This window comes from Streptomyces caatingaensis, from assembly GCF_001187435.1.
Classification (GTDB): Bacteria; Actinomycetota; Actinomycetes; order Streptomycetales; family Streptomycetaceae; genus Streptomyces; species Streptomyces caatingaensis.
Map to the genome: position 1 here is coordinate 226,282 of NZ_LFXA01000009.1, position 20,389 is coordinate 246,670.

At 74.3% G+C, this 20,389-nt stretch carries 16 protein-coding genes; 9 read left to right on the forward strand and 7 right to left on the reverse strand.

Going from position 1 to position 20,389, the window contains the following annotated elements; translation table 11 throughout:
- The first annotated feature begins 70 nt into the window (after positions 1-70).
- Together guaA and AC230_RS14325 are read left to right on the forward strand one after the other, a co-directional pair.
- Positions 71-1,672, forward strand: coding sequence for a glutamine-hydrolyzing GMP synthase (gene guaA / locus AC230_RS14320; protein WP_049716566.1), 1,602 nt, complete (start codon positions 71-73; stop codon positions 1,670-1,672).
- 212 nt (positions 1,673-1,884) lie between these two features.
- Positions 1,885-2,907, forward strand: coding sequence for a L,D-transpeptidase (locus AC230_RS14325; RefSeq protein WP_049716567.1), 1,023 nt, complete (start codon positions 1,885-1,887; stop codon positions 2,905-2,907).
- A gap of 1 nt (position 2,908) precedes the next feature.
- Here AC230_RS14325 and AC230_RS14330 read toward each other — a convergent pair whose 3' ends face one another.
- Together AC230_RS14330 and AC230_RS14335 are read right to left on the reverse strand one after the other, a co-directional pair.
- On the reverse strand, positions 2,909-3,124 hold the full coding sequence (locus tag AC230_RS14330; protein WP_049716568.1) for a hypothetical protein: 216 nt from the start codon (positions 3,122-3,124) through the stop codon (positions 2,909-2,911).
- On the reverse strand, positions 3,111-4,385 hold the full coding sequence (locus AC230_RS14335; protein WP_049716569.1) for a PspC domain-containing protein: 1,275 nt from the start codon (positions 4,383-4,385) through the stop codon (positions 3,111-3,113). Before AC230_RS14335 ends, AC230_RS14330 begins: the two co-directional genes overlap by 14 nt.
- Positions 4,386-4,539: 154 nt before the next feature.
- Here AC230_RS14335 and AC230_RS14340 point away from each other — a divergent pair, with 154 nt between their 5' ends.
- The 4 genes from AC230_RS14340 (at position 4,540) to AC230_RS14355 (ending at position 9,671) form a co-directional block, all read left to right on the forward strand.
- The gene (locus AC230_RS14340; protein WP_049716570.1) at positions 4,540-6,360 is read left to right on the forward strand and encodes a serine/threonine-protein kinase; all 1,821 of its coding nucleotides are present in this window, start codon (positions 4,540-4,542) and stop codon (positions 6,358-6,360) included.
- A 60-nt stretch (positions 6,361-6,420) separates the two neighbouring features.
- A complete protein-coding gene (locus AC230_RS14345) occupies positions 6,421-7,737 on the forward strand; it encodes an ATP-binding protein (RefSeq protein WP_049716995.1) in 1,317 nt (438 codons plus the stop codon).
- Entirely contained in the window at positions 7,737-8,429 is a 693-nt protein-coding gene (locus tag AC230_RS14350; RefSeq protein WP_049716571.1) for a LuxR C-terminal-related transcriptional regulator, read from the forward strand. The genes AC230_RS14345 and AC230_RS14350 overlap by 1 nt, the downstream gene beginning before the upstream one ends.
- Positions 8,430-8,561: 132 nt before the next feature.
- Positions 8,562-9,671: an alpha/beta hydrolase gene (locus AC230_RS14355; protein ID WP_422125583.1), complete on the forward strand. Its 1,110-nt coding sequence runs from the start codon at positions 8,562-8,564 to the stop codon at positions 9,669-9,671.
- Positions 9,672-9,730: 59 nt separating this feature from the next.
- Here the strand turns inward: AC230_RS14355 and AC230_RS14360 are convergent, their stop codons facing one another.
- Positions 9,731-10,756 (reverse strand): C40 family peptidase, encoded by a 1,026-nt coding sequence (locus AC230_RS14360; protein WP_049716996.1) that lies wholly within the window; start codon positions 10,754-10,756, stop codon positions 9,731-9,733.
- Positions 10,757-11,078: 322 nt separating this feature from the next.
- On the opposite strand from AC230_RS14360, the gene AC230_RS14365 reads away from it, so the two are divergent.
- Positions 11,079-11,432, forward strand: coding sequence for a hypothetical protein (locus AC230_RS14365; RefSeq protein ID WP_049716573.1), 354 nt, complete (start codon positions 11,079-11,081; stop codon positions 11,430-11,432).
- A 72-nt stretch (positions 11,433-11,504) separates the two neighbouring features.
- Positions 11,505-13,955 carry a DNA helicase PcrA gene (gene pcrA, locus AC230_RS14370; RefSeq protein WP_049716574.1) on the forward strand — a complete coding sequence of 817 codons (2,451 nt, stop codon included), beginning with the start codon at positions 11,505-11,507 and terminating at the stop codon, positions 13,953-13,955.
- A gap of 36 nt (positions 13,956-13,991) precedes the next feature.
- Here pcrA and AC230_RS31095 read toward each other — a convergent pair whose 3' ends face one another.
- Positions 13,992-15,512, reverse strand: a complete 1,521-nt coding sequence (locus tag AC230_RS31095) for a peptidoglycan DD-metalloendopeptidase family protein (protein WP_198535522.1) — start codon at positions 15,510-15,512, stop codon at positions 13,992-13,994.
- A 252-nt stretch (positions 15,513-15,764) separates the two neighbouring features.
- Positions 15,765-16,895 (reverse strand): esterase/lipase family protein, encoded by a 1,131-nt coding sequence (locus AC230_RS14380; RefSeq protein ID WP_422125584.1) that lies wholly within the window; start codon positions 16,893-16,895, stop codon positions 15,765-15,767.
- Between the two features lie 304 nt (positions 16,896-17,199).
- Here AC230_RS14380 and AC230_RS14385 point away from each other — a divergent pair, with 304 nt between their 5' ends.
- Complete coding sequence (locus AC230_RS14385) at positions 17,200-17,616, forward strand: coenzyme B12-dependent isobutyryl CoA mutase small subunit (RefSeq protein WP_049716575.1); 417 nt, start codon at positions 17,200-17,202, stop codon at positions 17,614-17,616.
- A gap of 36 nt (positions 17,617-17,652) precedes the next feature.
- On the opposite strand, the gene AC230_RS14390 is transcribed toward AC230_RS14385, so the two are convergent.
- Together AC230_RS14390 and AC230_RS14395 are read right to left on the reverse strand one after the other, a co-directional pair.
- Positions 17,653-19,188, reverse strand: coding sequence for a DUF5691 domain-containing protein (locus AC230_RS14390; protein WP_049716576.1), 1,536 nt, complete (start codon positions 19,186-19,188; stop codon positions 17,653-17,655).
- Positions 19,189-19,236: 48 nt separating this feature from the next.
- A complete protein-coding gene (locus tag AC230_RS14395; protein WP_053161164.1) occupies positions 19,237-20,226 on the reverse strand; it encodes a hypothetical protein in 990 nt (329 codons plus the stop codon).
- Positions 20,227-20,389 lie beyond the last annotated feature (163 nt).

Here is a 20,389-nt window from a genome sequence, read left to right on the forward strand (position 1 = left end):
GGCCACCCCCGTCCCGGTAGAATCGACAAACAGAGACCCCCCACCCTCGATCGCCGGAAGGGCCGCTCCCGTGTCAGCAGCACCACCTCCCGCCGCCCACGACCACACCGCGGAACCGGTGCTCGTTGTCGACTTCGGCGCCCAGTACGCCCAGCTCATCGCCCGCCGTGTGCGCGAGGCGCGGGTCTACAGCGAGATCGTTCCCAGCACGACGCCCGTCGCCGAGATGCTCGCCAGGAACCCGAAGGCGATCATCCTGTCCGGCGGCCCCTCGTCCGTGTACGAGGAGGGCGCGCCGCTCCTCGACGACGCCCGCGCGCTGTTCACGGCCGGCGTCCCGGTCTTCGGCATGTGCTACGGCTTCCAGCTGATGGCCACGACCCTCGGCGGCACCGTCGACAACACCGGCGCCCGCGAGTACGGCCGTACCGCGCTGTACGTCTCGAAGGCGTCCTCGACGCTCTTCGAGGGCACCCCGGCGGAGCAGTCGGTGTGGATGTCGCACGGCGACGCCTGCTCGGCCGCGCCGGAGGGCTTCGCCGTCACCGCCTCCACCGACCTGGTGCCGGTCGCCGCCTTCGAGAACGACGAGAAGCGGCTGTACGGCGTGCAGTACCACCCCGAGGTGATGCACTCCACGCACGGCCAGCAGGTCCTGGAGCACTTCCTCTACCGCGGCGCGGGCATCGAGCCGACCTGGACCACGGGCAACGTGATCGAGGAGCAGGTCGCGGCCATCCGTGAGCAGGTGGGCTCGAAGCGGGCGATCTGCGGCCTGTCCGGCGGCGTGGACTCCGCGGTCGCCGCGGCGCTCGTCCAGAAGGCCATCGGTTCCCAGCTGACCTGCGTCTACGTCGACCACGGCCTGATGCGCAAGGGCGAGACCGAGCAGGTCGAGAAGGACTTCGTCGCCGCGACGGGCGTCCGGCTCAAGGTCGTCGACGCGCAGGAGCGCTTCCTGTCCGCCCTGGCCGGCGTGACCGAGCCGGAGGAGAAGCGGAAGATCATCGGCCGGGAGTTCATCCGGGTCTTCGAGCAGGCCCAGGCCGAGATCGTCGCCGAGGCGCCGGACGACCAGCCCGTCGAGTTCCTCGTCCAGGGCACCCTCTACCCGGACGTCGTGGAGTCCGGCGGCGGCACGGGCACGGCCAACATCAAGTCGCACCACAACGTGGGCGGGCTCCCGGAGGACCTGGAGTTCGAGCTCGTCGAGCCGCTGCGGCAGCTCTTCAAGGACGAGGTCCGCATGGTCGGTTCGGAGCTGGGCCTGCCGGACGAGATCGTCCAGCGCCAGCCCTTCCCGGGCCCGGGCCTGGGCATCCGCATCGTCGGCGAGGTCACCCGCGAGCGCCTGGACCTGCTGCGCGAGGCCGACGCCATCGCCCGCGAGGAGCTCACCGCCGCCGGTCTGGACCGCGAGATCTGGCAGTGCCCGGTGGTCCTGCTCGCCGACGTCCGCTCGGTCGGCGTCCAGGGCGACGGCCGCACCTACGGCCACCCGATCGTGCTGCGCCCGGTCTCGTCCGAGGACGCGATGACGGCCGACTGGACGCGCATGCCCTACGAGGTGCTGGCCCGCATCTCCACCCGCATCACCAACGAGGTGCGGGACGTCAACCGCGTGGTGCTCGACGTGACGAGCAAGCCGCCGGGGACGATCGAGTGGGAGTGACGGCTCCCTGACGAACGACGGCCGGCCCCTCGTCCACAGCTGTGGACGAGGGGCCGGCCGTCGTTCGTCGTGGGGGCACGGCACCCCCGCCGACGGGCGGGGGTGCGCTCGTCCCGAGGGCCCCATAGCGGCGTATTTGTGCGCATTACGATGGTCCGACGCCGGGGCGCGGTCGCCCCGGCGGTGTCACGTCCGGACCCGTAAGGAGCACGATGCGCCGCCTCGCCCGCCCCCTCGGGGTGTCCGCCGCCCTGGCCCTGGCCGGACTGGCCGCCGCCGGCTGCGGCGGAGCCGCCGACGCCGAGGAGAAGAAGGAGCCGGCCCGTACGGCGTCCCCGTCCGCGTCCGCGAAGCCCACCCCCGTCGTCGGCGAGAGGCCCGCGCCCCCGGCCGCCCTGCTGCCGGGCGCCGCCCGCGTCGTCCGGCCGGAGATCGCCCCGGCGAACGGGGAGACGGTCGGCGTCGGGCAGCCGGTCGCGATCGTCTTCAAGCAGCAGAAGGTGGCGAAGGAGCTGCGGGCCGGCATCGAGGGCCGGCTGAAGGTGTCCACGTCCCCGAAGGTCCCGGGCGCCTGGCACTGGAACGAGACGAAGGGCGACACCCGCGTCCACTTCCGGCCCGAGAAGTTCTGGCCCGCGGGGACGAAGGTGACGCTGGACGCGCGGCTCGCCGGCGTGAAGCTCGGCCCCGGCGCCGCGGCCGACCGCGACCGCACCGTCTCCTTCACCGTCGGCGACTCCATGGTCAACACCGTCGACCTGGAAGCCCACACGCTCACCGTCGTCCGCAACGGGAAGACGCTGCGCACGATCCCGGTCAGCGCCGGCGACGAGTCGAAGGGCTTTGGCACCCGGCAGGGCATCAAGACGATCCTCGCCAAGGAGGGCCGGGTCGTCATGGACTCGCGCTCCATAGGCATCCCGCGCAACCACCCCGACGGGTTCTACGGCTCGTACGACTTCAGCATGCGCGAGACGGTCAGCGGCGAGTACGTGCACGCCGCGCCCGACAACGCCGAGTCCTTCGGCAAGGAGAACGTCAGCCACGGCTGCATCGGCATGTCCACCGCCGACGCCAAGTGGCTCTACGGGCTGAGCCGCAAGGGCGACGTCGTCGAGGTCAAGGGCGGGAGCAGGCCCAAGCCGATGGACCGTTTCGGCAACGGCTACGGCGACTGGAACCTCTCCTGGCAGGAGTGGCTCGAGGGCAGCGCGCTGGGGCTGCGCACCGGCTGAGTCACCGCCCGGTCCGGCGCCGGCCGCCGCGCCGGCGCACCAGGTACGTGACGCTGGGGACGGCCCCGGCCAGGCACAGGCCGCCCACGAGGGCGGGCAGCAGGGCGTACGCCGGGAAGTGCCAGCGGCCCGCCGCCTCCAGCAGGTAGGCCAGGCCGCCGCCCAGCAGTACCAGGCCCACGATCAGCCGGCCGGGCTCGAAGTCATGCCGCCGCACGGGTCACCTCCACCTCGCCGATCCCGGCCTTGAGCCGCAGCTCCACCGTGCCGCGCGCGCTGTGGCCGGGGGCCGGGCCGAGGACCGCGTGCCGCGTCTGCCGGGGCTTCACGTCCACGTCACGGGGGTTCTCGTCCGGCAGCCGGATCGCCCCGACGCCGACCTCGGCGGTGATGTCCGCGGTGACGTCCGGGGGGAGGACGACCTCGATCCGTCCCGCGCCGGCCTCGGCGGCCGTGGCGAGGCGGACGGAGCCGGAGCGGGGCAGGCGGGTGAGGTCGAGCGTGCCGACGCCGCTGCCCACCTCGTAGCGCGGCCGCAGGTCGGCCGCGGCGGCCGGGCGCCAGGAGACCGTCCGCCAGTGGGCCGTGACCGAGTCGGGCAGGGCCGCCGCGCCCGTCAGCAGCAGGCCCGTGAGCACCGCCAGGGTGACCGTGCCGCCGCCGGTGCGCCCGAAGCGGGAGCTGAGCGCGATGCCCGCGCCGAAGACGGCGAGCGCGGCGCCGAGGCCGATCTCCAGCGTGGTGCCCAGCGGGTGGTCGTGCCGGGTGAGGGCGATGCCGGCCGCGCACGCGGCCACGGCGAGCAGGAACGTCCAGCCGCCGAGCCGCCGGCCCTCGCCCGCCGGGCGCCCGCGCTCCCGGGCCACCGCCTGCGCCGCCGCCGCGGGGGCGTGCGCGCCGTCGTCCGGGCCCCACAGGTAGCCGGCCTCGCGCGGGGCGGCGACCGGGGCGCGCCACCAGGACGGGGCGCCCGGCGGGGGCGGCGCCTGCGTCTCCGGCGGGGCGTCCATCGTCTTCTGCGCCGCCGGCGCCTCCGCCGGCGCGCCGTCCGCCCCGCGCCGCTGCCGCGACCAGTGGGCCGCACCGATCACGGCCAGGGTCAGCATCAGGGAGAACGCCATCGCGCCGCTGTTGTTGAGCATCGACAGGAACAGGCCGGAGCCGACCAGCGCGCACAGCACCGCCGTGAGCGCCGGGCCCTCCACGCGGCCCGACAGCATCCGGCGGCCCTCGTTCTCCTCCTCGCCCTCCAGCGGGACGAGCAGCCACGCGAAGCCGTAGACGATCAGTCCCAGGCCGCCCGTGACGGCCAGCACCCCGAGGACCACCCGGAAGATCACCGGGTCCAGGTCGCAGAAGCGGCCCAGGCCGCCGCAGACGCCGGAGATCATCCTGTGGTCGCGGCTGCGGCGCAGCGGCGTCCCGCCCCGCTCGGGAGGGGCGGGCCGCTCGGCGCGGGCCGGTGGGGCGTGAGTCATGGGCCCATGGTGTCAACCGGCGCCGCCGGGCGGCATCCGTGGTGACCCTGGCCCTTCCCTGAGAGCGTCCCCGAGGGGGCTCCGGCCGTTCCGGCCGCTCCGGTTAGGGTGTGGCCGATCGAACACGTGGCAGAAAAGGGCGGAGGTGCGCAGGATGTCCGACACGTCGACCCCCGGGCACCTGCTCGCCGGCCGCTACCGGCTGGCCGAACGCATCGGCCGCGGCGGGATGGGCACCGTCTGGCGCGCCAAGGACGAGCTGCTGGGGCGTCACGTGGCCGTCAAGCGGCTGCGCGTGCCGCACGGGACGGACGGGGACGAGCTCGCCACCCTCTGCGAGCGCATCCGCCGCGAGGCGCGCAGCGCGGCGCGGATCAGCCACCCGAACGTGGTCGTCGTCCACGACGTCGTCGAGGACGACGGGATGCCGTGCATCGTCATGGAGTACGTGCCCTCCCGGACCCTCGGCGAGGTCCTGGCGGAGCAGGGCCCCCTCGCCCCCGCCGAGGCGGCCCGCGTCGGGTGCCGCATGGTCGCCGCCCTGCGCGCGGCCCACGCGGCCGGGGTGCTGCACCGGGACGTCAAGCCGGGCAACGTCCTGCTGGGACACGACGGGCGGGTCGTCCTCACCGACTTCGGCATCGCGCGCCTCGCCGGCAACTCCACACTCACCAAGACCGGCGAAATGGTCGGCTCCGTCGACTACATCGCCCCCGAGCGCGTCCGCGGCGCCGGTCCCGGCCCGGCCGCCGACCTGTGGGCGCTGGGCGCCACCCTCTACGAGGCGGTCGAGGGCCGTCCGCCCTTCCGCCGCGACACGGCGATCGAGACGGCGTACTCGATAGCCGTCGACCCCCTCGAACCCCCGCGCCACGCGGGCCCCTTGACCCGCCTCATCGAAACCCTCCTCACCCGCGACCCCGCCCTGCGCCCCCCGGCCGAGCTGGTGGAGCAGATCCTCCAGGATGCGGAGGCCGCGGGCGCGCCCGCCCCGCAGGGGCGCACGGCGGCGGGCGCGCCCGGCGCGTCCACCGCCGTGGGCGCCGTGGGCGCCGCCCCGGAGGCGCTCCCCGGCCCCGAGGCCACGACCCGCGTCGCGGGGGCGCCGTACACGGCGCCCACAGCGGTGGACGCGCCGGCCGGGACGGCCGTACCTGACGGCGCTGCGCCCCCTCGGCCGGGGGCCGGCCGGGAGGCGGGTGCCGGGGGGTCGGACGCCGTCGCGGCCGGTGCGGCCGGAGCGGTCACCGCGAAAGGCCCCGGCGCCGTGCCCCCGCCCGCCCCACCGCGGGCCTCCGCCCCGGGCGACGGGCCCGGCGACGGGCCCGCCCCCGTCCGCCGCCGCTTCCGCCGGTGGGCCGTGCTCGGCGGTGTCGCCGGTGTCCTGTCGGCCGCCGCCGTGGCGTTCGTCCTCGTGCCGGACGGGGGAGGAGGGGACGACGATGCCGTCGCGCCGCGGCGTACGGGCACCGGCGCGCCGTCCCCGAGGAGCACCGCCCCGTCCGGGCAGCCCGCCCTGCCCCGCGGCTATCACTGGGTGGAGGAGAAGCACCTCGGGGTGGGACTGCCCGTGCCGGACGGGTGGCGCCGGAGGCAGAAGTCCGCGGTCGAGGTGGACTACATCGATCCGACCGGGCGGGTGGACCTCAAGGTGAACGTGCTCGACCTCGCGAGCCCGGACCCCCTGCGGCACTGGCAGGACGTGGAGCGGGAGCTCAGGACGAAGCTCACCGGCTACCGGCGGCTGCGGATGCAGGCGACCGCCTTCCGGGGCGGCCCGGCCGCCGTCTGGGAGTTCTCGTTCGAGGGCCGGGCCCGCCCGTACCGCGCCATCGACCTGGGCTTCGGCAGGGCGGGCGGCGACGAGTACGCCGTGTACCTCTCCGCGCCGGCCGAGCAGTGGGACCGCCACCGGCCGGTCTTCGACGCCGTGCGCGACGGGCTGCGCACCCGGGCCGGGGCCGGCCACGGCTAGGGGGCACGTCAGGGACGACCCCGATGCCGAGCGCACCCGTCCCGTGTGACGATCGACGTCATGACCGGCGCACCGACGACGCAACCACGCCCCGGCGCCGCCTACGCGCCGGCCGGACCCGACCCCGCCCCCCTGCGCAAGCTCTACCGCAGCGCCGAGGGCCGGATGCTCGGCGGCGTCGCCCGCGGCCTCGCCGGTCACCTGGGCGTGCCCGTCGCCTGGGTGCGGCTGGTCTTCCTGGCCCTGCTGATGGCGCAGGGCATGGGCGCCCTGCTGTACGCGGTCTTCTGGTTCGTCGTGCCGCTCGGCGTCGGCGGCGTGGAGGCGCCGCGCCCGGCCGCCGTGCCGGAGGACGGGGTCGCGGCGGACGGCCGCCGCCACCTCTTCTCCCGCAAGCCCGACCGCGGCCAGATCCTCGCGTTCCTCGCGCTGATCGTCGGCGCCGCGATCCTCCTCGACCGGCTCCACCTCGGGCGGGCCAACGTCTACGTCTGGCCGCTGGTGCTGATCGGCGCCGGCGTCGCCCTGGTCTGGCGGCAGGCGGACAACGCCCGCCGCGCCCACTGGATGGAGGTCGGCCGCAGCAAGCGCGTCCTGCCGCTGGCCCGCGCCGCGGCCGGGGTCCTGCTCGTCGTCGTCGGCGTCACCGGCATCGTCGTGCTGCAGAGCTCGGCCGAGCACCTGGGCACCGTCCTCCAGGCGTCGCTCGCCGTCCTGGTCGGCATCGCCCTGCTGGCGGGCCCGTCGGTCGTGCGGATGACGCAGGACCTCTCCGCCGAGCGCACGATGCGCATCCGCGCGCAGGAGAGGGCCGAGGTCGCCGCCCACGTCCACGACTCCGTCCTGCACACCCTGACCCTGATCCAGCGCAACGCCGAGGACGCCCGCGAGGTCGCCCGCCTGGCCCGGGCGCAGGAACGGGAGCTGCGCGCCTGGCTCTACGACCCGGAGGGGCACGGCAAGGAGGAGTCAGAGGAGCCGGAGACCCTGGCCGAGGCCGTGCGGGCGGCGGCCGCGGAGGTCGAGGACCACCACGGCGTCCCCCTCGAAGTGGTCGTCGTGGGCGACTGCCCGCTCGACGACCGGCTGCGGGCGCAGCTCCAGGCCGCGCGGGAGGCCATGGTCAACGCCGCCAAGTACGGTGGCGAGGGCGGCGCCGTCCAGGTGTACGCCGAGGTCGAGGGGCGTACGGTCTTCGTCTCGGTCCGCGACCGGGGCCCCGGCTTCGCGATGGACGAGGTCCCGGAGGACCGGATGGGCGTCCGCGAGTCGATCATCGGCAGAATGCAGCGCAACGGAGGAACGGCCCGTCTGCGGTCCGCCCCCGGCGAGGGGACCGAAGTGGAGCTGGAGATGGAGAGGGCGGAGAACGCGTGATGACCATGAACGGGACGACGGACGACCCCGGGCGCCGGGTGCGCGTGGTGCTGGTGGACGACCACCGGATGTTCCGCACCGGCGTCCAGGCCGAGATCGGCGCCACCGACCGCACGGGCGTCGAGGTCGTCGGCGAGGCCGCCGACGTCGACCAGGCGGTCACCGTGATCACCGCGACCCGCCCGGAGGTCGTCCTGCTGGACGTCCACCTCCCCGGCGGCGGCGGGGTCGAGGTGCTGCGCCGCTGCGCGGGGCTGACGACCGCCGCCGACGCCCCGGTCCGCTTCCTGGCGCTGTCGGTCTCCGACGCCGCGGAGGACGTCATCGGCGTCATCCGGGGCGGCGCCCGCGGCTACGTGACGAAGACGATCACCGGTACGGACCTGATCGACGCGGTCTTCCGCGTCCGGGACGGCGACGCCGTCTTCTCCCCGCGCCTGGCCGGCTTCGTCCTCGACGCCTTCGCCTCCACCGACGCCCCGCCCGTGGACGAGGACCTCGACCGCCTCACCCAGCGTGAGCGCGAGGTCCTGCGGCTGATCGCCCGCGGCTACGCCTACAAGGAGATCGCCAAGCAGCTGTTCATCTCCGTGAAGACGGTCGAGTCCCACGTCTCGGCGGTGCTGCGCAAGCTCCAGCTCTCCAACCGGCACGAACTCACCCGCTGGGCCACCGCCCGCCGCCTGGTGTGAGGGACCGCACGTTCCGTCACATCCGGGAACCCTGAGGAGGTCCCGGACATCTAACAGTGGCGGAAGGCTCTCAAGAGAAGGGCCGGGGCCGAGAGGCCGCAGACCGAAACGAGAGCCGACTCGATGAGCTTGATGGGGACGCCCTTCTTCGTGACCACGATCGTCCTGGTCGTGGTCGCCCTCGCCCTGCCGCTGCTGCTGTGGAGCAGGATCGGGGGCCCCCGGATCGTCCGGTACGTCGCGCGGCTGCTGATGCTGCTCTTCGCCCAGGCCACGGCGATCACCATGGTCTTCGTGGTCGTCAACAACGCGAACGGCCTCTACGACAACTGGGACGACCTGCTCGGTACCGGCGACCACGTCGCGGCCGCCGCCGACCTCGGCAAGGACGGCACGGGCGGCAAGCAGATGAAGGACCTGCCCCGGGTCGTCCAGAAGTTCACGGCCGTCTCCGACGGGCGCATGGGCGAGGGCGTCCGCAAGACCCAGCTCAAGGGCCGCGTCTCCGGCGTCAACGGCGAGGTCTACGTCTGGACGCCGCCGCAGTACGACGACCCCCGGTACAAGAAGAAGAAGTTCCCCGTCGTCGAGGTCCTCCCCGGCTTCCCCGGCTCCGCCAAGGCCTGGTTCGGCACGCTGAAGGTCAACGAGCAGCTCAGGCCGATGATGGAGAAGGGCGAGATCCAGCCCTTCATCATCGTCGCGCCGCGCACCACCCTCCTCGGCTCCAAGGTCGACACCGGCTGCGCCAACACCCCCGGCACGATCAACGCCGACACCTGGCTGAGCTTCGACGTCCGCAAGATGGTCGTCGACAACTTCCGCGTCAGCGAGAAGCCCGAGGCGTGGGGCGTCGCCGGCTACTCGGCGGGCGCGCACTGCGCCGCCAAGCTGACCATCGCCCACCCCGACCGCTTCCACGCCGGCGTGAGCCTCTCCGGCTACAACGACCCCATCGGCGTCCGCGCCTCGCTCACCGCCAAGACCCCGGCGCTGCGCAACGAGAACAACCCGCTGAAGATGCTCAAGCGGGCCAAGACCCCGCCGCCGGTGGCGCTGTTCTTCTCCGGCAGCGAGCGCGACGGCTACCGGTCGGGCCTGGACGTCAAGAAGGCCGCCAAGCTGCCCACCACGGTCGAGGTCAAGGAACTCCCGGCGGACGCCGGCGGCCACAACACGGCCGTCTGGAAGGAACAGGTCCCCGAGATCTTCCAGTGGCTCACCAAGCAGCTCACCGCCTAGGCCCCGGGACCGCCTGGGGCCCGGGCGAGGGGACCGCGCACGGCCGCCGGACGGGCCGTCTAGACGGGCCGCGTCGCGCCGGCGAACGGCATCGTGTCGATGGACGAGACGCTCACCGGCGCCCCCGGATGCGGCGCGTGGATCATCTTCCCGTCCCCGACGTAGATCCCGACGTGGCTGACGCCCGAGTAGAAGAACACCAGATCGCCCGGCGCCAGCCGGTCCCGCGCGACCCGGTGCCCGGCGTTGATCTGCGTGTACGTCGTGCGGGGCAGCGAGACGCCGGCCGCCTGCCAGGCCGCCTGCGTCAGCCCCGAACAGTCGTAGCCCGACGGCCCGGTGGCCCCCCAGACATACGGCTTGCCGAGCGCCCGGTAGGCGAAGGCCACGGCCTGCGCGGCGCGGCCGCTCACCGGCAGCCGGGCCGGCACGGCGTGCTCCGCGGACCCGTCCGCGTGCTCCCGGTGCGGCGCCTGCGCCGGCGGCAGCGAGTGGAGCAGCTCCCGGGCCGCCGCCAGTTTGGTCTCCACCGTGCGCTTGTGCCGGGCCAGCGCACGCTGCTCCCGCTCCAGCTCGCCGAGCTTCGCCTCGGCGCTGCTGCGCACCTCGCGCACCTCGCGGATCTCCCGCCGCACCCGGGCCACCTCCGACGCCTGCCGGGCGCCGCTGCGCTCGGCCAGCGACGCCTGGTCGAGGAAGCGCTGCGGGGACGAGGAGAGCAGCAGCCGCACGGAGGAGGGCACTCCGCCGGTGCGGTACTGGGCGGCGGCGTACGAGCCGAGGGCGTCCCGGGCCGCGTTCAGGCGCTCGGTCTTCCGGGCGGCCTCGTCCTGGAGCCGGTCGAGCGCGGCGCGGGCCCGGTCGGTGCGCTCCTTGGCCCCGTTGTACTGCTCGGTCGCCGTCTCGGCCTGCCGGTAGTAGCGGGCGACCTGGGCCTTCACCTCGTCCGGCGTGGCCCGCGGGGCGGCGTGGCCGGTGCCGCCCGCGGCGGTGGCGGTGGCGGCGCCGGCCAGGGCGAGGCCGGCCGCGGTCCGTGCGGTGCCGCCGACGAGCGGGTGCTGCTTGGGCTTGCGGTGCGACGCCACGGTGGCCGTCACTTCCTTCCGGTCCGGAGGGAGGCGGTAGCAGTGCGGCGGTGGCCCGTACGAGGGGGAGAGGGCGGGCCACCGCCGTCTGGGGACAGGACGCTAAACCGCGAGGTGCCGCGGTAACGCGCATGACTGGTACTGGACGGAAAATGGCCGCAATCGGCGGTGAATCGACCGGGGGCGGCCGGAAGCCTCCGGGCGACTCGGAGTGATCCGGCCCACATCTGACCGAAATGGTGATCTTCCCCCGGTTCAGGGCGAGTTGGTGGTACAGCCCCAATTTCGGTGCGAACCGGGCGCCGGGCTAGGGTCGGTGTCCATGGACGCACTGATTCACGCCATCGTCGGCCTGCACATCGTCGGCATCGCCTGCCTGCTCGGAGGCTTCCTGACCCAGATGAGGGCCATGGGCCACGGCCGGGCCCGGATGACCCCCGCGATGCTGCACGGAGCGCTCACGATGCTGGTCACGGGCGTGGCGCTGGTCGGCCTCCACCAGTCCCAGGGCCACACCCTGAACACCGTGAAGATCGGCCTGAAACTTGCGCTCCTGGTCGTCGTCCTGGGACTCGTGTACGTCAAGCGCGACGAGGAGCGGGTCGAGGCCGCCGCGTTCGGCACGGTCGGCGCCCTGACCACGGCCAACGTCTTCATCGCCGTCCTCTGGGTGTGACCCGGCCCCGGGCCGGCCGGATCCGGGAAGCCGGGACCGGCTGTCGGCGGGTCCGCCTAGACTCGGACAACGATGAGCAGCCTCTTTGACGACAGCTTCCTGGCGGATCTCGTCCCCTCCGACGAGGAGCCCCCGCCGCCGCCGGAGGACGACGCGGCCCCCGAGCCCCTGCCGGACGACCTCTTCGGCGGGGCCTTCGACGCACCCGCCCCCCGGGACGCGTACTACCGCGACGGCGCCCCGCGCCCGGTCGTCGACCCCGCCGCGCTGCTGGACGGGATGAACGACCAGCAGCGCGAGGCCGTGCTGCACTCCGGCTCCCCGCTGCTCATCGTCGCGGGCGCCGGCTCCGGCAAGACCCGCGTGCTCACCCACCGCATCGCCCACCTGCTGGGCGCCCGCGGCGTCCACCCCGGCCAGATCCTCGCGATCACCTTCACCAACAAGGCCGCCGGGGAGATGAAGGAGCGCGTCGAGCAGCTCGTCGGCCCCCGCGGCAACGCGATGTGGGTGCTCACCTTCCACAGCGCCTGCATCCGCATCCTGCGCCGCGAGAGCAAGAAGCTCGGCTTCACCTCGTCCTTCTCGATCTACGACGCCGCCGACTCCAAGCGTCTGATGGCGCTGGTCTGCCGCGACCTGGACCTCGACCCCAAGAAGTTCCCGCCGAAGTCCTTCAGCGCCAAGATCTCCAACCTGAAGAACGAGCTCATCGACGAGGAGGCGTTCGCCGCCCAGGCCGCTGGGGGCACCTCCCAGACGGAGTCCGGGGGAGGCTTCGAGAAGACCCTCGCCGAGGCGTACACGATGTACCAGTCGAGGCTGCGCGAGGCCAACGCGCTCGACTTCGACGACATCATCATGACCACGGTGCACCTGCTCCAGGCGTTCCCCGACGTCGCGGAGCACTACCGGCGCCGCTTCCGCCACGTCCTCGTCGACGAGTACCAGGACACCAACCACGCCCAGTACACCCTGGTGCGCGAGCTCGTCGGCAGCGGCGACGAGGCCGCCGAGCTGTGCGTCGTCGGTGACGCCGACCAGTCGATCTACGCCTTCCGCGGCGCCACCATCCGCAACATCCTCCAGTTCGAGGAGGACTACCCGGACGCCACCACGATCCTGCTGGAGCAGAACTACCGCTCCACACAGACCATCCTCAACGCCGCCAACGCCGTCATCGAGCGCAACCAGAACCGCCGCGCGAAGAACCTCTGGACCCAGTCCGGCGCCGGCACCCCCATCACCGGCTACGTCGCCGACACCGAGCACGACGAGGCCCAGTTCGTCGCCGACGAGATCGACCGCCTCACCGACGCCGGCGACGCCAGGGCCGGGGACGTCGCCGTCTTCTACCGCACCAACGCCCAGTCCCGCGTCTTCGAAGAGATCTTCATCCGCGTCGGGCTGCCCTACAAGGTCGTCGGCGGTGTGCGCTTCTACGAGCGCAAGGAGGTCCGCGACGTCCTCGCCTACCTGCGCGTCCTCGCCAACCCCGAGGACACCGTCCCGCTGCGCCGCATCCTCAACGTGCCCAAGCGCGGCATCGGCGAGCGCGCCGAGGCCATGATCGACGCACTGGCCCTCCGGGAGAAGATCAGCTTCGCCCAGGCGCTGCGCCGCGTCGACGAGGCGTACGGCATGGCGGCCCGCTCCGCCAACGCCGTCAAGCGCTTCACCTCCCTGCTGGAGGAGCTCCGCACGGTCGTCGAGTCCGGCGCCGGCCCGGCCACCGTCCTGGAGGCCGTCCTGGAGCGCACCGGCTACCTCGCCGAACTCCAGGCGTCCACCGACCCGCAGGACGAGACCCGCATCGAGAACCTCCAGGAACTCGCGGCGGTGGCCCTGGAGTTCGAGCAGGAGCGGGGCGAGGAGGAGGGCGCGGGCACCCTCGCGGACTTCCTGGAGAAGGTCGCCCTCGTCGCCGACTCCGACCAGATCCCGGACGAGGACGAGGAGGGCACCGGCGTCATCACGCTCATGACGCTCCACACCGCCAAGGGCCTCGAATTCCCCGTCGTGTTCCTCACGGGCATGGAGGACGGCGTCTTCCCGCACCAGCGCGCCCTCGGCCAGACCAAGGAGCTGGAGGAGGAGCGGCGCCTCGCCTACGTCGGCATCACCCGCGCCCGCGAGCGGCTCTACCTCACGCGGGCCAGCATGCGCAGCGCCTGGGGCCAGCCCTCGTACAACCCGCCGTCGCGCTTCCTGGAGGAGATCCCGGACAAGTACGTCGAGTGGCGCCGCACGGGACCGGCGACGCCGTCGGCGTCGGTGTCGGGCATGGCGTCCGGCGTCTCCTCGTCGAGAAAGGCCGGCCCGAGCGGTTTCGCCACGCGGCGCGCCAAGGACCGGCCGGTCGTCGCGCTGTCCGTCGGCGACCGGGTCACGCACGACTCGTTCGGGCTCGGCACCGTCGTCTCGGTCAAGGGCATGGGCGACAACGCCGAGGCCACGATCGACTTCGGGCAGGACAAGCCGAAGCGGCTGCTGCTGCGCTACGCGCCCGTGGAGAAGCTGTAGTCACGGCAGTTGCGGCAGTCACGTAGGTTGTGGCGGTTACGTCGGGTCCAGGTCGTGGCCCCGCAGCCACGGCAGCGGGTCGACGGCCGAACCGCCGGGCCGTACCTCGAAGTGCAGGTGCGGTCCGGTGGAGTTGCCCGAGTTGCCGGAGTAGGCGATCACGTCGCCGGCCTTGACCTGCCCCGAGCGGACCCGGGTGCTGCTGAGGTGGCAGTACCAGGTCTCCGTGCCGTCCGGCGCGGTCACTATGGCCATGTTGCCGTAGGCGACGTTGTATTGGGTGCGCACGGTGCCGTCGGTGGCCGCCATCACGGGAGTGCCGTAACTGACGGGGAAGTCGATGCCGGTGTGCACCGACATCCAATTGACGCCCGCCTGGCCGTAGTAGGCGCTCAGCCCGTGCTGGTTGACCGGGAGCGCGAACTTGGGGCGGGCGGCCTCCTTGCGGGCCGCCTCCTCGGCCTTCCGCTTGCGCTCCTCCTCCTGGCGCAGGCGCAGGTCGATGCGCTCCTGGGTGCGGTTCGCGCGGGTGGCGAAGTCGTCCGCGCCCCGGCTGAGCCCGGCGAGCTGGCTGTCCAGCGCGTTGTTGGCGGCGGAGAGCTTGACGCCCGCGCCGCTCGCGGTGTCGGGGGCGGAGGCGGCCTGTGCGTGCCGGCCGTCCTGCTGGCCGCCGTTGCCGGCGACCGCCGCGGCCGCCACTCCCGCCACTCCCATCACGGCGACGGACGGGACCGCCACGGTGAGCAGGGCCTTGCGGCGCGGACGGTAACCGGAGCGCGGCGCACCGCCCTTGCGGCGGTTGGGCACGCGCCCGGCGGCCGGGGCGGTCCCCTGGGCGGAGGCGCCCCCGGAGCCCTCGTCCTCCGGGCCGCTCCTGTCGTCCTGGGCGCCGGTCCCCTCCGGGGGGACGGAGACGGCGAGCATCGTCCGGGTGCCGGCCTCCTGCCCGGGGGCGGGCGGCCCGTCCACCGTGTCCAGCGGCACGGAAAGCATCGTCGGGTCGTGCGGGGCCTCCTCGTGCCGGGGCGCCTCCGCCGCCGTGTACGAGGAGGTGTCCCACGTCTGCGTGGGGGCGGCGTGGTCCATGGTCCAGGAGGAGGTGTCCCAGGTCTGGGTCATGGCGTGGGACGCGGCTGCGGCCGCTGCGGCGTCCTGGCCGCCGGTGGTGTCCCACTGCGCGCCCGTGTCCCACTGGCCGCTGGTGCCCCACTGCCCGGAGGTGTCCGCGTAGTCCCAGCCGCCGGTGTCCCACTGCCACTGCCCGGCCGGGCCGCTGCCGCCGCTCCAGGAAGGATCCTGCACCTGGCCCCAGCCGGACTGCTGCGCCTGGTGCTGACCGGTGTCCAGGGCGCCGAAGTCCCAGACCTGGGTGTGCCCGGTGGCCGCGCCCCACTGGCTCGTGCCGTCCCAGGCGCCCGTGTCGTAGGTGCCGGGGCCGTACGCCCCGGCGGCGTATCCGGAGCCGGTGTACTGCTCGTAGGACGGGTGGTGTCCGAATGCGGCATCGGGAGCGGGAACCGACGGGTCCGGCGCCGCCGAGGGGTGACGGTCGTTCACCACCACTTCCATTTCGCCTTGGGAGCAGGAGAAGTAGCGGCGACTGTACCGGGCGGTATGCGACGGCCACAATCTTCCTCACGTTTATGCGCCCCGGAGCCTGGGGAATTGGCCGCCTTTCGGTGGACCGGACGCCGTCGAGTCGCTTCGGCGTTCGAAAATCGTTCGACATTTATCGGGCAAGTGGGGTCCGATCGAGGGTTGGCCCTCTGCGCCGGGGTCACACGAACGAGCCCCCTCCCGCCGTCTGTTTCACGCCACGGACGCCGTGCCGTGGGCGTCGTCCGTCCCGCCCCACGAGAGCAGGGCCTGCCGGACGCCCGCCGCCACCGTGCCGTGCACCGGCAGGGCGAGGTGCCCGACCCCCGTGACGCGGATGTTGCGGACCACCAGGTCGGGATGGTCGATGCGCGCGGTCTCGACGGGGGTCATGATCTGGTCCAGGTCGCTCCAGAAGCTCACGAAGCGGGTCCGGCAGCCCGGCGCCGGGCGGGCCAGCTCCGCGATGACGTCGGAGTCCGGCCGCATCTGGCGCACCACGGGATGGACCGACGCGAGCGGCGCGACGCGGGTGCCGGCGTGCGGTGTGCCCAGGGTGACCAGGGTGCGGACGCGGGCGTCCCCGCCCTGCCGCTGGACGTGGTACCGGGCCATCAGCCCGCCCAGGCTGTGCCCCACGACGTCCACCCGCGGGGCACCCGTGCGGGCGCAGAGCTCCTCCACGTGCCGGCCGAGCGCGGTGGCGGCGGCGCGCAGGTCGCGGGTGAACGGCGAGTAGTTCAGCGACGCCACCTGCCCCCAGCCGTGCCGGCGCAGCGAGTGCCGCAGCAGGACGAAGACCGAGCGGTTGTCGAGGAAGCCGTGGAGGAGCAGAACGGGTGGCCGTTCTTGGGGCGGGTCCGGGGGTGCTGGGGCTGCTGGAATTGTTGGGGTTGCCGGAGTGGTTGGGGCCGCCGGGGTTGCTGGAGTGGACAGGAGCGTCAGGGGTTTCAGTGGTGGCTGGGGTGGGTGAGGTGCCTTGGGCGTCCGGCGTGCTGGAATCGGCTTGGCCGGTGGGGGAGTTGGGACGGCTGCTATTCCTGGGGGGCGCGGGTTCCCCTGGGCGCCCGGGGAACCCGGGGCACACGCCGGCCCCGGCTGGTCCGTCCGGTCCGGCTGGTCCGTCCGGTCCGTCCGGTCCGGCGGGGCGGGCCCGTCCGGGTGGGGTGGAGGGCCCGGCGGGGCGGGGGTGACGGGTGCGGGGCGTCGCTCCTGGGTCACGCCCGTCGGGTAGAGGAGGACGTGGCAGGTGAGAATCGCCAGCTCCAGCGCCGTGGACCGCATCAGGGCGGCCGAGGGGCGCGTGGCGCCGGAAAACACGGATAAGACGGGCAAGGCCCCCATGGCCGACCTCCGGTACGGCACACAGCCGAAGCCTTGTCCCCCGTGTGCCTCTCGACCGGGGAGCCGGGTGCTGCCTGCCGCACCGCTGTGCCGTGCGGCTGCCGGCGCGGCGGTGCGGCGGACTCGTTCGCGGCTCCCCTCGCGACCGGCCCGTCCCTCCCGGGAGGCGGGAGGCGGGAGCGGTGCGCGGCGAACGTGGTGTCCCACGAGTGATGTCCCCTTCGGCCGCCACCGCGAAACGGCGGCTTGCGCGATGCTGGGGAACCGGGGATAGCGTTCGTCCACGCCTACATGGAGGGCAGCGATGGAAGTGACCGGTCCGATTCGCGTGGTGGTGGCCAAGCCGGGGCTCGACGGGCACGATCGCGGGGCCAAGGTCATCGCGCGTGCGCTGCGCGACGCGGGCATGGAGGTCATCTACACCGGGCTGCACCAGACGCCGGAGCAGATCGTGGACACCGCGATCCAGGAGGACGCCGACGCGATCGGGCTGTCCATCCTCTCCGGCGCGCACAACACCCTCTTCGCCAGGGTGATCGAGCTGCTGCGGGAGCGCGACGCGGAGGACATCAAGGTCTTCGGCGGCGGGATCATCCCCGACGAGGACATCCCGCCGCTGCGGGAGCTGGGCGTCGCCGCGATCTTCACCCCCGGGGCGACGACGACGTCCATCGTGGACTGGGTCCGCACCAACGTCCGTCCGGCGGAGGAGAAACGGTGACATGGGGGTGCCCCTCCGGGGGAGGGGCGGGGAGACTCACCCTTCCAACTCCCGCATCATCAGCGCCCGCAGCCGCAACGTCCCCTCCAGCCTCGCGAACGCCTCCGTCCAGTGGTCGGGGCCCGGACCCGGCCCCGCCCCGGCCAGCCGGTCCGCTTCCGCGGGATCGGCGCACCGCTCCGCCAGCCCCATCACACCGCTGAAGCTCCACGGGTAGCCGCCCGCCTCCCGCGCGGCCACGAGCGCGTCCACGACCGCCCGCCCGAGCGGTCGCGCCCAGGGCGCCTCGCAGACCGCGAGGAGCCGGAACGCCTCCGAGAGCCCGTGCGCCGCCACGAACCGCCCGGCCCACGCGGCCCGTTCGGACGGCGGGAGGACGGAGAGCAGCCGCGCGGGATCCCGCCCCGGCGAACCGTCCGGCACGGGCGGCGCCGTGGCCGGGCCGAGCAGGGCCCGGGCCCACTCCGCGTCGCGCGAGCGGACCGCGGCCCGGCACCACGCCGCGTGCAGGTCGGCGCGCCGGCCGCCGGCCACGGGCAGGGCGACCGCATCGGCCGCTCCGGCCACGCCGAGCCGGCCGGGCCAGAAGCCGAGAGGCGTCATCTCGACGATCCGGCCCAGCCACCACGAGCCGCGGTCGCTCCCGGACGGCGGGTCGGCGGATATCCCGTCGCGCCGCATGGCCGCGTCGCAGGCGTGCGGGGCCTCGACGGTGACCAGCGGACCGGGGCGCGAGACGCAACGCCGGGCCCGTCCGGTCATCCTGGCCGCCAGCGCCGACCCGGGCAGGGCGGCGAGGAGTTCGGCGGCCAGGGCCCGTACGTCACGGGACCGGTCGTCCAGGGCCTGTTCCAGGAACGGCTCGTCGGCGGCCGAGAGCCCCTCCCGGAGGAGCCCGACGAACGCCGCCCGGTCCTCGGCCCGCTCCGTCGCCCATGTGCCGGCCAGCAACGCCCGCCCCGCCGCCGGGTCGTGGCGGCGCAGCGTGGCCAGGACGGCCGACCGCTCGGCGAACAAGCCCTCGGCCCAGGTGCGTTGCGCGTCCCCGGGGGCCGGCGGCGGGCCGCCCGGTGCCGGGGTGCGGAGGGCGTACGCCCACTGGGGGTTGAGCCGGGCGAGCCAGAGCCCGCGCGGCCCGGCCAGGGTCAGCGCCCCCGGGCGCAGACCCGTCCGGGCGCGGGCCGCGTCGAGCAGGCCGGGCAGCAACTCGTCCTGGGCGCGGTAGCCGTGGCCGTTGGCGGCCGCCAGCCACTGCGGCAGCAGCTCGACGAGGTCCGGGCCGGCGGCCCGCCGCCCGCCGGCGGGGCCGGCCCGGTCGTCGAGGATCCCGGTCAGCCGCCGCCGCGCGGCGGGCGGGAGCGGCGGCCGGGGGTCGTCCGGGGCGGGCCCCGGCCGCCGCCGCGCGCGGCCGGGCAGGGCTCCGGCGCGGCGCCGCACGGTGTGCACGGCCGCCGCGTCCAGCAGCGCCTGCGCGGCGTCCTGGCCGGGCCGGCAGGGGACCGGCGAGCCGCGCCGCCCGGTCCCGAGCAGGGCGGTGGCCACGAGGTCGGGCCAGGAGACGTCCGTGTCCATGAGGGTGGCCTTTCCGGTGAGGGGAGGGGCGGGGGCGCGGGTGCGGCCTCAGACGCGCAGGGGCACCAGTTCCTCCCCCCAGACGGCCAGGGGCAGGAACCCCCGGTGACCGCACTCGCCGAACACCGTCACCGGCCCGCCCCCGGACACCGCCGCGAGCTGCCACAGCCCCCTGCGGTCGTCGCACCGGGCGTCCACCGATATCGCCGAGTCGCCCCGCGCGTCGGCCAGTTGCCAGCCGAGCCGCGGATCCGGGACCGGGACGACGTCCCGCAGCACCACGGGCCACGAATCCAGCCACGGGTCGTCCCGCAGCGCCTCGCCGTAGGCGCGGAGGGCGGCGGCCGTGTCGCCGCCCGGCGGGGGAGCCGACCGCCGCACCGGCGCGGCGTGACGTGCGGCGAGCGTGGCGCGCAGGGGGCGGGCCGCCGGGTGGAAGAGGAGGTCCGCGTCCAGCCCCAGGCCCACGTCCAGGGAGAGTTCGGGAGCGCGGCCGCCCCCGCCGTAGGACAGCAGCAGCGCCGTGCGGCCCGTCTCCCGGCCGTGGAGCCAGATCCGGCGCGTGGCCAACCGGCCGTCCCCGCCGTCCCGTTGGGACAGGACCAGCCAGTGGTCGCGGAGCGGCGGCACCGACTCCGCCAGGGCCGCGGTGTCCACCGCGACGCCCACCCGGCTGCGCACGGTCGCGGCCAGCCCCTCCGGCAGCCGGTCCACGCGCAGATACGCCTGGCCGAGCAGGTGCAGCAGCGCGCAGCGCTCCAGCAGCCGGGCCGGCCAGTCGGCACCGACGGCCGCCGTCGCCCCCAACTCCCGCACGGATGCGGCCAGTCCGGGAGCCTGCGCGTCGACCATGCGGGCGGCGGTCTCCTGCCACGGCCCCCGCCCGCCCTGCGCGGCGGAGGCGAAGCCGCCGTGCAGCAGATCGGCGAGGCGCCGCTCCAGCTCCGTGACGCCGGCCGCGATTCGCCCCGCCCGCGCCTCGGCCCGGCGGCGCGCGGCCTGTGGGGCGCCCGCGCCCCGTTCCCCCTGTCGATTCATGCCCCCGACGGTAGAGGCCCCCACTGACAACGGCCCTGACCTGCGGGTTCGTTGGGAACGAGGGGCGTTGTCAGTGGTGTGGTGCAGGGTGGTGGCACATCCCGGAACGCGCACGACGAGGGGGACTTGTGACCGTGCCCGGATTCACCGCCGACCAGACCGC

Bases quoted from the DNA above. Each gene is read 5' to 3' on its own strand.
- AC230_RS14325 (WP_049716567.1), top strand. From the start codon at position 1,885: ATGCGCCGCCTCGCCCGCCCCCTCGGGGTGTCCGCCGCCCTGGCCCTG.
- AC230_RS14335 (WP_049716569.1), bottom strand. From the start codon at position 4,385: ATGACTCACGCCCCACCGGCCCGCGCCGAGCGGCCCGCCCCTCCCGAG.
- AC230_RS14340 (WP_049716570.1), top strand. From the start codon at position 4,540: ATGTCCGACACGTCGACCCCCGGGCACCTGCTCGCCGGCCGCTACCGG.
- AC230_RS14345 (WP_049716995.1), top strand. From the start codon at position 6,421: ATGACCGGCGCACCGACGACGCAACCACGCCCCGGCGCCGCCTACGCG.
- AC230_RS14350 (WP_049716571.1), top strand. From the start codon at position 7,737: ATGACCATGAACGGGACGACGGACGACCCCGGGCGCCGGGTGCGCGTG.
- AC230_RS14355 (WP_422125583.1), top strand. From the start codon at position 8,562: ATGGGGACGCCCTTCTTCGTGACCACGATCGTCCTGGTCGTGGTCGCC.
- AC230_RS14365 (WP_049716573.1), top strand. From the start codon at position 11,079: ATGGACGCACTGATTCACGCCATCGTCGGCCTGCACATCGTCGGCATC.
- pcrA (WP_049716574.1), top strand. From the start codon at position 11,505: ATGAGCAGCCTCTTTGACGACAGCTTCCTGGCGGATCTCGTCCCCTCC.
- AC230_RS14380 (WP_422125584.1), bottom strand. From the start codon at position 16,895: ATGGGGGCCTTGCCCGTCTTATCCGTGTTTTCCGGCGCCACGCGCCCC.
- AC230_RS14385 (WP_049716575.1), top strand. From the start codon at position 17,200: ATGGAAGTGACCGGTCCGATTCGCGTGGTGGTGGCCAAGCCGGGGCTC.
- AC230_RS14390 (WP_049716576.1), bottom strand. From the start codon at position 19,188: ATGGACACGGACGTCTCCTGGCCCGACCTCGTGGCCACCGCCCTGCTC.
- AC230_RS14395 (WP_053161164.1), bottom strand. From the start codon at position 20,226: ATGAATCGACAGGGGGAACGGGGCGCGGGCGCCCCACAGGCCGCGCGC.